Raw genomic sequence first — 12512 nt, 5'->3', positions numbered from 1 at the left:
GAAATGCATTCCATTTTTATGTTAAGTGGAACGCTTTTATCATTTCGTGCCATCTTCTCCTGGGCGTTTGCCTGTCCCTTTTGCCGATTTTTACAGCAAAAAGCACTGTTATGTGTTCTGGATCAAAAAAATAGCCCTGAAAAGGACAAGGAAATCCGGTTAATTCCTGTCAAAATATGATTGTTAAATGCACGATCCATGCATGTGAATTCCCGCTACACTGAAATTAACCTCACAAACTGAAGCGATTTAGCTGGCGCAACGGGCCTTGTATGTTAATAATATGCTGCGGATGTAAAATAATGTTTGGATACTTTTGTCAAAGTTGACAAAAGGTTATAGAAAGGAGTAAAAAACCCCATAAAATTGCTGCTTAATTGATAATGACAGCAAAGTTTATAAGGTTTTTTATCCTTCCCTTGAATCGATGTGGTGTGTTTGCTGCGACAGTGCAGGATGCCAGCGCCACTTTTGATGAGTAAGCAAAGAGTATGTCGACAACCACTGAAGTGATCGCTCATCACTGGGCATTTATTGTATTTATTGTTATCGCGTTCGGTCTTTGTGCCTTCATGTTGACCGGTGGCTGGTTGTTAGGTGGACGTGCCCGGGCGCGCTACAAAAACACCCCGTTTGAATCGGGTATCGACTCGGTCGGTGACACCCATATTCGCCTCTCCGCAAAATTCTATCTGGTTGCGATGTTCTTCGTAATTTTCGACGTCGAAGCCCTCTTTTTATACGCATGGTCGACCTCCATCCGCGAAAGCGGCTGGGTCGGCTTTGTCGAAGCCGCAATTTTCATTTTGGTGCTGCTGGCAGGCCTGGTTTACCTGGTTCGCATCGGTGCACTGGATTGGGCGCCTGCGCGTCGTCGCGTTGTCGTCAAATCAATCCCGATCAGTCACAGCCACACCAATCCTCATAAGCAGTAAAAGCGAGGCAATAAGATGGACTACACGCTGACACGCGTAGACCCAAACGGGGGCGATAACGATCGCTATCCGCTGCAAAAACAGGAGATTGTCGCCGATCCTCTGGAGCAGCATGTTCACCGCAGCGTCTACATGGGCAAACTTGAGCATGCCCTGCACGACATGGTGAACTGGGGACGTAAAAACTCTCTCTGGCCGTATAACTTCGGCCTTTCCTGTTGCTACGTGGAAATGACCACGTCATTTACTGCGGTGCATGACGTGGCGCGTTTTGGTGCGGAAGTTATGCGTGCCTCCCCGCGTCAGGCTGACTTCATGGTGATTGCCGGTACGCCCTTTACCAAGATGGCACCGGTGATTCAGCGTTTGTATGACCAGATGCTGGAACCCAAATGGGTGATCTCGATGGGAGCCTGTGCCAACTCCGGCGGCATGTATGACATCTATTCAGTGGTGCAGGGCGTGGATAAATTCCTGCCGGTGGATGTGTACATTCCGGGCTGCCCGCCGCGTCCGGAAGCTTACATGCAGGCGCTGCTGCTGTTACGCGAGTCCATCGGTAAAGAGCGTCGTCCTCTCTCGTGGGTGGTGGGTGATCAGGGTGTCTATCGCGCCAATATGCAGTCGGAGCGCGAAAGAAAACGCGGTGAACGCATTGCCGTCACCAACCTGAGAACACCCGACGAAGTTTAAGCTACCCGTACACGGATGGAGCCACGGCCGCAGCAGAACACCACAATTTAATGTGTGCCGCCATCCTGACGCCTTCTTTTGAGTGCCTGATTACAGGCCGGAATGGTGAGTAACGTATGACAGATTTAACCACGCAAGATCTCGCTCAGCCTGCATGGCAAACCCGGGATCACCTGGACGACCCGGTGATCGGCGAGCTGCGTAACCGTTTTGGGCCGGACGCCTTTACCGTTCAGGCTACCCGCACCGGCATCCCGGTGGTTTGGGTGAAGCGTGAACAATTGCTGGAAATTGTTGAATTCCTTCGTAAGCTGCCGAAGCCTTACGTCATGCTTTATGATTTGCATGGCATGGATGAGCGTTTACGTACCAACCGCGCCGGGTTACCTGCCGCGGATTTTTCCGTTTTCTATCATCTGCTATCTATTGAACGCAATCGCGACATCATGCTCAAGGTCGCGTTGTCTGAAAACGATATGCATTTGCCAACCATCACCAAAATTTTCCCGAATGCCAACTGGTATGAGCGCGAAACCTGGGAAATGTTTGGTATGACTTTTGATGGTCACCCGCACCTGACGCGCATCATGATGCCGCAGACGTGGGAAGGGCACCCGCTGCGTAAGGACTATCCGGCGCGCGCGACTGAGTTTGACCCCTTCACGCTGACCAAGCAAAAAGAAGACCTTGAGATGGAGTCGCTGACCTTCAAGCCAGAAGAGTGGGGCATGAAGCGCAGCACCGCCAATGAGGACTTCATGTTCCTCAACCTGGGTCCGAACCACCCGTCTGCACACGGTGCGTTCCGCATCATTCTGCAACTCGACGGTGAAGAGATTGTCGATTGCGTCCCGGATGTCGGTTATCACCACCGTGGTGCCGAGAAGATGGGTGAGCGTCAGTCCTGGCACAGCTATATTCCGTACACCGACCGTATCGAATACCTCGGCGGTTGCGTTAATGAAATGCCGTATGTGCTGGCGGTCGAAAAACTGGCGGGTATCACCGTGCCGGATCGCGTCAATGTGATTCGCGTGATGCTGTCAGAGCTGTTCCGCATCAACAGCCATCTGCTCTATATCTCGACCTTTATTCAGGACGTCGGCGCGATGACGCCGGTGTTCTTTGCCTTTACCGACCGTCAGAAAATCTATGACGTGGTGGAAGCCATCACCGGTTTCCGTATGCATCCGGCATGGTTCCGTATTGGTGGTGTAGCGCACGATCTGCCGAAAGGTTGGGAACGTCTGCTGCGTGACTTCCTCGACTGGATGCCTAAGCGTCTGAAAGAGTACGACAAAGCCGCGCTGCGTAACCGCGTGTTGATGGGGCGTTCACAGGGCGTTGCCGCGTACAACATGGATGAAGCGTTGGCCTGGGGCACCACCGGTGCGGGTCTGCGCGCGACCGGTCTTGATTTTGACGTACGTAAATGGCGCCCCTATTCAGGTTATGAACACTTCGATTTTGAGATTCCGGTCGGTGCGGGCATCAGCGATGCCTACACCCGCGTGATGCTGAAAATGGAAGAAATGTGGCAGTCGCTGCGTATTCTGGAGCAATGCCTGAAAAATATGCCGGAAGGGCCGTTCAAGGCGGATCACCCGCTGACCACGCCGCCGCCAAAAGAGCGCACGCTACAACACATTGAAACCCTGATTACTCACTTCCTACAGGTTTCCTGGGGTCCGGTAATGCCGGCCAACGAATCCTTCCAGATGATCGAGGCGACCAAAGGGATCAACAGTTACTACCTGACCAGCGACGGCAGCACCATGAGCTACCGCACCCGTGTGCGTACGCCGAGCTTCCCGCATCTGCAACAGATCCCGTCGGTGATCCGTGGCAGCCTGGTATCCGACCTGATCGTTTACCTCGGTAGTATCGATTTTGTTATGTCAGACGTGGACCGCTAATTATGCACGATCAAAAAATTGCCATCCAAACGATCGACCCTAATGAGGTCTTTGTGCTGAGCGAGGCAGAACACCACGCGATTGAGCACGAAAAACACCATTACGAAGATGCGCGCGCGGCTTCGATTGAAGCCCTGAAGATCGTGCAGAAACAGCGTGGCTGGGTACCCGATGGCGCGATTAACGCCATCGCTGAGGTGCTGGGAATTCCGGCCAGTGACGTGGAAGGTGTCGCTACCTTCTACAGCCAGATTTATCGCCAGCCAGTGGGCCGTCATGTGATTCGCTACTGCGACAGCGTGGTGTGCCATATCACCGGTTATCAGGGTATTCAGGCCGCTTTAGAACAAAACCTGCATATCAAACCGGGCCAGACTACGCCGGACGGTCGCTTTACGCTGCTGCCGACTTGCTGCCTGGGTAACTGTGATAAAGGCCCGACCATGATGGTGGATGAAGACACCCACGTTCATCTGACGCCGGAAGGTATCGCCACTTTACTGGAGCAGTATCAATGACCATCAAACAGATCATTCGTACTGCGGAAACGCATCCTTTGACCTGGCGTCTGCGTGATGACAAACAGCCGGTGTGGATTGATGAATATCGCAGCAAAAACGGTTACGTCGGTGCCGAAAAAGCGCTGAAAGGTATGAGCCAGGACGAAATCGTCGCAGCCGTAAAAGACTCCGGTCTGAAAGGTCGCGGCGGTGCCGGTTTTAACACCGGTCTGAAATGGAGCCTGATGCCGAAAGACGAATCCATGAACATCCGTTACCTACTGTGTAACGCCGATGAAATGGAGCCGGGCACCTATAAAGACCGCCTGCTGATGGAACAAATGCCGCACCAGTTGGTGGAAGGTATGTTGATCAGCGCCTTTGCGTTGAAAGCTTACCGTGGCTACATCTTCCTGCGTGGTGAATATATAGAAGCAGCGGCCAACCTGCGTAAAGCGATTGCCGAAGCCACCGAAGCGGGTTTTATCGGTAAAAACATCCTCGGCACCGGCTTTGATTTCGAGCTGTTCGTGCATACCGGGGCAGGCCGCTACATTTGTGGTGAAGAGACAGCGTTAATCAACTCACTGGAAGGGCGTCGCGCTAACCCGCGTTCCAAGCCACCGTTCCCGGCCAGCGCCGGTGTGTGGGGCAAACCGACCTGTGTTAACAACGTTGAGACGCTGTCAAATGTGCCTGCCATCTTCCTCAATGGGGTGGATTGGTACAAGAACATCTCAAAAAGTGAAGACACCGGTACCAAAATGATGGGCTTCTCAGGCCGCGTAAAAAATCCGGGTGTCTGGGAATTGCCGTTCGGTACTACCGCGCGTGAAATCCTCGAAGACTATGCAGGTGGCATGCGCGATGGCCTGAAGTTCAAAGCCTGGCAGCCAGGTGGCGCAGGGACCGACTTCCTCACCGATCAGCATCTCGACCTGCCGATGGAATTTGCCAGCATTGGTAAAGCCGGTAGTCGTCTGGGAACCGCGCTGGCGATGGCGGTGGATCATGAGATCAACATGGTCTCGCTGGTGCGCAATCTGGAAGAGTTCTTTGCTCGCGAATCCTGCGGCTGGTGTACGCCATGCCGTGATGGTTTGCCGTGGAGCGTGAAGATCCTGCGCGCACTGGAGCAAAAGCAAGGTCAGCCGGGTGATATCGAAACCCTGCAACAACTTTGCCGTCAGCTTGGCCCAGGTAAAACCTTCTGTGCGCATGCGCCGGGTGCCGTCGAGCCGCTGCAAAGCGCGATTAAATATTTCCGTGAAGAGTTTGAAGCCGGCATTGCGCCGCAGGTGTTTGGCAATACCCGCGCTATTGGCGGTATTCAGCCCAACCTGCTGAAAGCGCGCTGGTAATCAGCCGCCGTACACGGATAACCCTGTGGCGAGAGCATCGCGGCGGGGGAAAGAAAGAGATGTTTAACGCTCGTCTTCGGACGGGCCTTACGGAAGCATATTCACTATGGCTACAATCCATGTAGACGGTAAAGAGTATGATGTGAACGGGGCGGACAACCTGCTACAGGCTTGTCTCTCCCTGGGCCTTGATATTCCTTATTTTTGCTGGCATCCCGCGCTGGGAAGCGTAGGTGCCTGCCGCCAGTGTGCGGTAAAGCAATTCCAGAATGCCGAAGATACTCGCGGCCGCCTTGTTATGTCCTGCATGACACCGGCGTCAGACGGCACTTTTATCTCCATCGACGATGGCGAAGCGAAAGAGTTTCGTGAAAGCGTGGTGGAGTGGCTGATGACCAACCACCCGCACGACTGCCCGGTGTGTGAAGAGGGGGGTAACTGCCACCTTCAGGATATGACGGTGATGACGGGCCACAGCTTCCGTCGCTATCGCTTCACCAAACGCACCCACCAAAATCAGGATCTCGGCCCGTTTATTTCGCATGAAATGAACCGCTGTATCGCCTGTTACCGCTGCGTGCGTTACTACAAAGATTATGCCGACGGCAAAGACCTTGGCGTCTACGGCGCGCACGACAACGTCTACTTCGGTCGCCCGGAAGATGGCACGCTGGAGAGCGAATTCTCCGGTAACCTGGTCGAAATTTGTCCGACCGGGGTGTTCACCGATAAAACTCACTCCGAACGCTACAACCGTAAATGGGACATGCAGTTTGCTCCGAGCATCTGCCAGCAGTGCAGCGTCGGTTGTAACACCAGCCCGGGTGAACGTTATGGTGAACTGCGTCGCATTGAAAACCGTTACAACGGCACGGTGAACCATTATTTCCTGTGTGACCGTGGTCGCTTTGGTTACGGCTACGTCAACCGCAAAGATCGTCCTCGTCATCCGGTACAGTTGCGCGGTAATGACTGGGTCACGCTGAATGCCGAACAGGCGGTGAACGCGGCGGCAGATGTGCTGCGTCAGGCGAAAAAAGTCATTGGTATTGGTTCACCGCGCGCCAGCATTGAAAGCAACTTTGCGCTGCGTGAGCTGGTGGGTGCAGAAAACTTCTCCACCGGTATGCCCGCTGGTGAGCAGACGCGTCTTGAGCTGATGCTGAAAGTGCTGCGTGAAGGCGGCATCTACACTCCGTCTCTGCGAGAAATTGAAAGCTACGATGCGGTGCTGGTACTGGGTGAAGATCTCACTCAGGTCGGTGCGCGTGTCGCACTGTCCGTGCGTCAGGCAGTTAAAGGTAAAGCCCGCGAAATGGCGGCGGCGCAGAAAGTCGCTGACTGGCAGATTGCGGCGATCCTGAACATTGGTCAGCACGCCAAACATCCGTTGTTTGTGACCAACGTTGATGAAACCCGTCTGGATGATATCGCGGCATGGAGCTACCGTGCACCGGTGGAAGACCAGGCGCGTCTTGGTTTTGCTATCGCGCATGCGTTGGACGAATCCGCGCCAGCCCCTGGCAACTTTGACAAAGCTCTCGACGGCAAGCTGGACGTCGTGGTGCAGGCGCTGGCAGGGGCGAAAAAGCCGCTGATTATCTCCGGTACCCACTCGGGCAGCACCGCCATGATTGAAGCGGCGGCTAACGTCGCGAAAGCGCTAAAAGCGCGCGGCGCGGATGTCGGCATTACCTTGCTGGCGTCAGCGGCAAACAGCATCGGTCTTGGATTGATGGGTGGAGCATCGCTGGACAGCGCGCTGGAGCAACTGAGCAAAGGCGAAGCGGACACTCTGGTGGTGCTGGAAAACGACCTTTACCGCCACGCGCCAAAAGCGACGGTGGACGCCGCACTGGCTCAGGCAGCCAACGTGATTGTGGTCGATCATCAACGCACCAGCACGCTGGAAAAAGCTAACCTGGTGTTCTCTGGTGCCAGCTTTGCGGAAAGCGACGGAACCTCGATCAACCACGAAGGCCGCGCACAGCGTTTCTTCCAGGTTTTCGACCCGGCCTACTACGACAACAGCGTGGTGATGCTGGAGAGCTGGCGCTGGCTGCACTCGCTGCACAGCACGGTTGAAAGCCGTCAGATTGACTGGACGCTGCTTGATCATGTGATTGATGCTGCGGTGGCTGCTCTGCCTCAACTGAAAGGTATCAAGGACGCGGCACCGGATGCCAGCTTCCGTATTCGTGGACAAAAACTGGCGCGTTCACCGCATCGTTATAGCGGCCGTACCGCCGCGCGTGCCAACATCAGCGTGCACGAACCGCGTCAGCCGCAAGATAAAGACACCATGTTCGCCTTCTCGATGGAAGGTAACAACCAGCCAGGTGCGGCCCGTTCGCAGATCCCGTTTGCCTGGGCGCCAGGCTGGAACTCACCGCAGGCATGGAACAAATTCCAGGCCGAAGTGGGCGGTAAGTTGCGCAATGGTGATCCGGGTGTGCGTCTGTTTGAAGCTACGGAAGGTACATTGCCGTGGTTCAGCGCGATTCCGGATAGCTTCGTTAGTGGCAGCCAGTGGCGTGTCGCCCCTTACTATCAACTGTTTGGTAGCGAGGAGATGACCCAGCGTTCTCCGGTGTTCCAGAAACGTATGGCTCCGGCCACGCTGGTCATTAACCCGGCCGATGCGGAAAAACTGGGCGTCAACAATGGTGCCGCCGTTGAGCTGGTGTGTGCCGGTGAAACGCTGCGTCTGCCGGTGCGATTCTCCAGTGCGTTGCAGGCGGGGCAGGTAGGTCTGCCGCTGGGTATGCCGGGCGTGCCGCCGTTCCTCTCCGGTGCGCAAATTGACAAATTGCAGGAGGCGGCGCAATGAGCTGGCTGACACCGGACGTTATTGACATCCTGATTAGCATCGTCAAAGCCATCGTCATCTTGCTGGTGGTGGTGGCCTGCGGTGCCTTCATGAGTTTTGCCGAGCGTCGTCTGCTCGGCCTCTGGCAGAACCGTTACGGACCAAACCGCGTAGGTTGGGGCGGTTCGCTGCAATTAGCAGCGGATATGCTGAAAATGTTCTTTAAAGAGGACTGGGTTCCGCCCTTTACCGACCGCTTTATCTTTACCCTGGCCCCGGTGATTGCGTTTGTTTCGCTGCTACTGGCTTTCGCCATCGTACCGGTATCGCCCACCTGGATGGTCACTGACCTGAACATTGGTCTGTTGTTCTTCCTGATGATGGCCGGTCTGGCGGTGTATGCGGTGCTGTTCGCGGGCTGGTCGAGTAACAACAAATACTCGCTGCTCGGCGCGATGCGTGCTTCCGCACAGACCCTGAGCTACGAAGTGTTCCTCGGCCTGTCGCTGATGGGCGTGGTGGCACAGGCAGGTTCCTTCAATCTGAACGCTATCGTCGAAAGTCAGGCGCATTTGTGGAACATCATTCCGCAATTCTTTGGCTTCCTGACCTTCTGTATCGCGGGCGTTGCGGTGTGTCACCGTCACCCGTTTGACCAGCCGGAAGCAGAACAGGAACTGGCCGATGGTTACCACATCGAATACGCCGGGATGAAGTTCGGTCTGTTTTTCGTGGGTGAATACGTGGCGATCACCACCGTATCAGCGCTGATTGTGACGCTGTTCTTCGGTGGCTGGCACGGACCGTTCCTGCCGCCGTTCATCTGGTTCGCTATTAAGACCGCGTTCTTCATGATGATGTTTATCCTGATTCGTGCTGCGCTTCCGCGTCCACGCTATGACCAGGTGCTGTCGTTCGGCTGGAAAGTGTGTCTGCCGTTGACGCTGTTGAACCTGCTGGCGACCGCCGCAGTGATTCTGTCTGCGCAGTAAGGGGTTTTGAGATGACTTTAAAAGATATTGTCGTTGGCTTCGGCACGACAGTGCGCAGTATCTGGATGATAGGCATGCATGCCTTCGCCAAACGCGAAACCCAGATGTACCCGGAAGAGCCGGTCTACCTGCCGCCGCGCTACCGTGGCCGTATCGTGCTGACGCGCGACCCGGACGGTGAAGAGCGTTGCGTTGCCTGTAACCTGTGTGCGGTAGCTTGTCCGGTAGGCTGTATTTCGCTGCAAAAAGCCGAAATGCAGGATGGTCGCTGGTATCCGGAATTCTTCCGCATCAACTTTTCACGCTGCATCTTCTGTGGTCTGTGCGAAGAAGCCTGTCCGACCACCGCTATCCAGCTGACCCCGGATTTCGAACTGGGTGAGTTTAAGCGTCAGGATCTGGTGTACGAAAAACAGGATCTGTTGATCTCCGGTCCGGGTAAATATCCGGAGTACAACTTCTACCGCATGGCGGGTATGGCAATTGACGGCAAAGGCAAAGGCGACGCGGAAAACGAAGCCAAACCGATCGACGTCAAAGGCTTGTTACCTTAAGGAGCCAGCTATGGAATTTGCGTTTTATCTTTGCGGTCTGGTGGCGGTGTTGACGACGCTACGCGTCATCACCCACACCAACCCGGTACATGCACTGCTGTACCTGATTGTTTCGTTGCTGTCGATTGCTGGCGTGTTCTTCTCAATGGGCGCGTACTTTGCCGGGGCGCTGGAAATTATCGTCTACGCCGGTGCCATTATGGTGCTGTTCGTGTTCGTGGTGATGATGCTGAACCTTGGCAAATCCCAGCAGGATCAGGAGCGTGAGTGGCTGAAGCCGTCGCTGTGGATTGGTCCTGGCATCGTATCCCTGCTGCTGCTGGTGGTGATGATTTATGCCATCAGCACCGCGCACGATCAGGGCATTGATGGCACTGTCATTGACGCCAAAGCCGTGGGTATCAGCCTGTTTGGTCCTTACGTACTGGCGGTGGAGCTGGCATCCATGTTGCTGCTGGCCGGTCTGGTTGTTGCCTTCCATATTGGACGTGAAGAGCGTCAGGGCGAGGTGCTCAGCAATCGCCCGGCTGAGGCGCAAGGGAATAAGGAGGAGCACGCATGATCCCGTTACAACACGGCCTGATTCTGGCTGCTGTGCTGTTTGTTCTCGGCCTGACCTCACTGGTGCTGCGCCGTAACCTGCTGTTTATGTTGATTGGTCTGGAGATCATGATCAACGCCGCCGCGCTGGCGCTGGTGGTCGCAGGGAGCTACTGGGGGCAAGCCGACGGTCAGGTGATGTATATCCTGGCAATCAGCCTCGCGGCGGCGGAAGCCAGTATCGGTCTGGCACTGCTGCTCCAGCTCTATCGTCGTCGTCAGACGCTGAACATTGACACTGTGAGCGAGATGCGCGGATGAATCTTCTCTACTTAACTGTTTTATTTCCGCTGATTGGCTTCCTGCTGTTGGCATTTTCCCGTGGTCGCTGGTCGGAGAACCTGTCTGCCGCTGTGGGGATGGGATCAGTCGGTCTGGCTGCCCTGACCACGATTTTTGTCGGCATGGATTTCTTCAGCCAGGGACAGCAACCGTTCACTCAGGCGCTGTGGACCTGGATGCAGGTTGGTCACTTTGACATCAAGGTCAATCTGGTGCTGGATGGCCTGTCGCTGACCATGCTGTCAGTGGTGACCGGTGTGGGTTTCTTCATCCACATGTTCGCGTCCTGGTACATGCGTGGTGAAGAGGGCTACTCACGCTTCTTCGCCTACACCAACCTGTTTATCGCCAGCATGGTGGTTCTGGTACTGGCCGATAACCTGATGCTGATGTACCTCGGCTGGGAAGGGGTGGGGCTGTGTTCCTACCTGCTGATTGGTTTCTACTACAGCAACCCGGAAAACGGCAAAGCGGCGATGAAAGCCTTCATCATTACCCGTGTGGGTGATGTTTTCCTCGCGCTGGCGTTGTTCATTCTCTACAACGAACTTGGCACGCTGAACTTCCGCGAGCTGATGGAGTTGGCTCCGGCCCACTTCGCCGCCGACAACCATATGCTGCAATGGGCAACCTTGCTGCTGCTGGGTGGTGCGGTTGGTAAATCTGCCCAGTTGCCGTTGCAAACGTGGCTGGCGGATGCGATGGCCGGTCCGACGCCGGTTTCAGCGCTGATCCACGCCGCGACGATGGTTACTGCGGGTGTCTACCTGATTGCCCGTACGCATGGCCTGTTCCTGCTGACACCTGACGTGCTGCATCTGGTCGGTATTGTGGGTGCCATCACCCTGGTGCTGGCGGGCTTTGCTGCGCTGGTGCAAACCGACATCAAACGCGTGCTGGCATACTCCACCATGAGCCAGATTGGCTACATGTTCCTGGCGCTTGGCGTGCAGGCGTGGGATGCGGCGATTTTCCACCTGATGACCCACGCGTTCTTCAAAGCGTTGCTGTTCCTGTCATCCGGTTCGGTAATTCTGGCCTGCCATCACGAACAGAACATCTTCAAGATGGGCGGCCTGCGTAAGAGCATCCCTCTGGTGTATACCTGCTTCCTCGTGGGGGGCGCCGCACTGGCTGCGCTGCCGCTGATTACCGCAGGTTTCTACAGTAAAGATGAAATCCTGTTTGGTGCGCTGGCGAATGGTCACATCAATCTGATGGTGGCGGGTCTGGTGGGTGCGTTCCTGACCTCAATCTATACGTTCCGCATGATTTTCATCGTGTTCCACGGTGAAGAGAAAATCCATGCTCATGCCGGTAAAGGTATTACTCATCATCTGCCGCTGATTGTGCTGCTGGTGTTGTCCACCTTCATTGGTGCGTTGATTACACCGCCGCTGGCGGGTGTGTTGCCGCAGAACGAATTTGGTGAAGGCGGCAAAGTGGCACTGGAAATCACCTCTGGCGTGGTGGCGATCGTCGGCATTCTGATTGCTGCTGCGTTGTGGCTGGGCAAACGTCAGCTGGTTACCAGCGTTGCCAACAGCGCGCCGGGCCGTTTCTTTGGCACCTGGTGGTTTGCCGCCTGGGGCTTCGATTGGTTATACGACAAAGTGTTCGTTAAACCTTTCCTCGGCATTGCGTGGTTACTGCATCGTGATCCGCTGAACTCGCTGATGAATTTGCCAGCCCTGATTTCGCGCATTGGCAACAAAGGTCTGGTGGTCAGCGAAAACGGTTATCTGCGCTGGTACGTGGCGTCGATGAGCGTCGGTGCCGTGGTAGTGCTGGCGCTGCTGCTGGTGATCTAACAAGATTGATGGGCGGGGTGAGGGTTTCTTCACCCCAGTCGAGAAAGTAAAAATTGCCT

11 protein-coding genes are annotated in these 12512 nt (G+C 55.3%); all 11 read left to right on the top strand.

The window, feature by feature from the left end; translation table 11 throughout:
• Window positions 1-491 precede the first annotated feature (491 nt).
• The 11 genes from L579_RS15140 (at window position 492) to nuoL (ending at window position 12453) form a co-directional block, all read left to right on the top strand.
• On the top strand, window positions 492-935 hold the full coding sequence (locus tag L579_RS15140) for an NADH-quinone oxidoreductase subunit A (protein WP_021185075.1): 444 nt from the start codon (window positions 492-494) through the stop codon (window positions 933-935).
• Window positions 936-950: 15 nt separating this feature from the next.
• A complete protein-coding gene (locus tag L579_RS15135) occupies window positions 951-1628 on the top strand; it encodes a NuoB/complex I 20 kDa subunit family protein (protein WP_013509885.1) in 678 nt (225 codons plus the stop codon).
• 116 nt (window positions 1629-1744) lie between these two features.
• Window positions 1745-3544, top strand: a complete 1800-nt coding sequence (gene nuoC, locus L579_RS15130) for an NADH-quinone oxidoreductase subunit C/D (protein ID WP_021185074.1) — start codon at window positions 1745-1747, stop codon at window positions 3542-3544.
• A 2-nt stretch (window positions 3545-3546) separates the two neighbouring features.
• Entirely contained in the window at window positions 3547-4062 is a 516-nt protein-coding gene (gene nuoE, locus L579_RS15125) for an NADH-quinone oxidoreductase subunit NuoE (RefSeq protein WP_013509883.1), read from the top strand.
• 2 nt (window positions 4063-4064) lie between these two features.
• Window positions 4065-5405 (top strand): NADH-quinone oxidoreductase subunit NuoF, encoded by a 1341-nt coding sequence (gene nuoF, locus L579_RS15120; RefSeq protein ID WP_152521892.1) that lies wholly within the window; start codon window positions 4065-4067, stop codon window positions 5403-5405.
• A gap of 106 nt (window positions 5406-5511) precedes the next feature.
• Window positions 5512-8235: an NADH-quinone oxidoreductase subunit NuoG gene (nuoG, locus tag L579_RS15115; RefSeq protein ID WP_021185072.1), complete on the top strand. Its 2724-nt coding sequence runs from the start codon at window positions 5512-5514 to the stop codon at window positions 8233-8235.
• Window positions 8232-9206, top strand: a complete 975-nt coding sequence (gene nuoH, locus L579_RS15110) for an NADH-quinone oxidoreductase subunit NuoH (protein WP_021185071.1) — start codon at window positions 8232-8234, stop codon at window positions 9204-9206. The genes nuoG and nuoH overlap by 4 nt, the downstream gene beginning before the upstream one ends.
• 11 nt (window positions 9207-9217) lie before the next feature.
• Window positions 9218-9760 carry an NADH-quinone oxidoreductase subunit NuoI gene (gene nuoI / locus L579_RS15105; RefSeq protein WP_013509879.1) on the top strand — a complete coding sequence of 181 codons (543 nt, stop codon included), beginning with the start codon at window positions 9218-9220 and terminating at the stop codon, window positions 9758-9760.
• 10 nt (window positions 9761-9770) lie between these two features.
• Window positions 9771-10322, top strand: a complete 552-nt coding sequence (gene nuoJ / locus L579_RS15100; protein ID WP_013509878.1) for an NADH-quinone oxidoreductase subunit J — start codon at window positions 9771-9773, stop codon at window positions 10320-10322.
• A complete protein-coding gene (nuoK, locus tag L579_RS15095) occupies window positions 10319-10621 on the top strand; it encodes an NADH-quinone oxidoreductase subunit NuoK (protein WP_013509877.1) in 303 nt (100 codons plus the stop codon). The genes nuoJ and nuoK overlap by 4 nt, the downstream gene beginning before the upstream one ends.
• Window positions 10618-12453 carry an NADH-quinone oxidoreductase subunit L gene (gene nuoL, locus L579_RS15090; protein ID WP_021185069.1) on the top strand — a complete coding sequence of 612 codons (1836 nt, stop codon included), beginning with the start codon at window positions 10618-10620 and terminating at the stop codon, window positions 12451-12453. The genes nuoK and nuoL overlap by 4 nt, the downstream gene beginning before the upstream one ends.
• Window positions 12454-12512: the final 59 nt, after the last annotated feature.

This window comes from Pantoea sp. AS-PWVM4, assembly GCF_000468095.1.
Taxonomy (GTDB): Bacteria; Pseudomonadota; Gammaproteobacteria; order Enterobacterales; family Enterobacteriaceae; genus Pantoea; species Pantoea phytobeneficialis.
The sequence above is the reverse complement of the archived record's forward strand: the minus strand, read 5'-3'. Positions and strand labels throughout refer to the sequence as shown.

What these genes read in the sequence shown, in the direction of transcription:
- nuoK (WP_013509877.1), top strand. Translation starts at nt 10,319, where the DNA reads ATGATCCCGTTACAACACGGCCTGATTCTGGCTGCTGTGCTGTTTGTT.
- L579_RS15135 (WP_013509885.1), top strand. Translation starts at nt 951, where the DNA reads ATGGACTACACGCTGACACGCGTAGACCCAAACGGGGGCGATAACGAT.
- L579_RS15140 (WP_021185075.1), top strand. Translation starts at nt 492, where the DNA reads ATGTCGACAACCACTGAAGTGATCGCTCATCACTGGGCATTTATTGTA.
- nuoL (WP_021185069.1), top strand. Translation starts at nt 10,618, where the DNA reads ATGAATCTTCTCTACTTAACTGTTTTATTTCCGCTGATTGGCTTCCTG.
- nuoJ (WP_013509878.1), top strand. Translation starts at nt 9,771, where the DNA reads ATGGAATTTGCGTTTTATCTTTGCGGTCTGGTGGCGGTGTTGACGACG.
- nuoI (WP_013509879.1), top strand. Translation starts at nt 9,218, where the DNA reads ATGACTTTAAAAGATATTGTCGTTGGCTTCGGCACGACAGTGCGCAGT.
- nuoE (WP_013509883.1), top strand. Translation starts at nt 3,547, where the DNA reads ATGCACGATCAAAAAATTGCCATCCAAACGATCGACCCTAATGAGGTC.
- nuoH (WP_021185071.1), top strand. Translation starts at nt 8,232, where the DNA reads ATGAGCTGGCTGACACCGGACGTTATTGACATCCTGATTAGCATCGTC.
- nuoC (WP_021185074.1), top strand. Translation starts at nt 1,745, where the DNA reads ATGACAGATTTAACCACGCAAGATCTCGCTCAGCCTGCATGGCAAACC.
- nuoG (WP_021185072.1), top strand. Translation starts at nt 5,512, where the DNA reads ATGGCTACAATCCATGTAGACGGTAAAGAGTATGATGTGAACGGGGCG.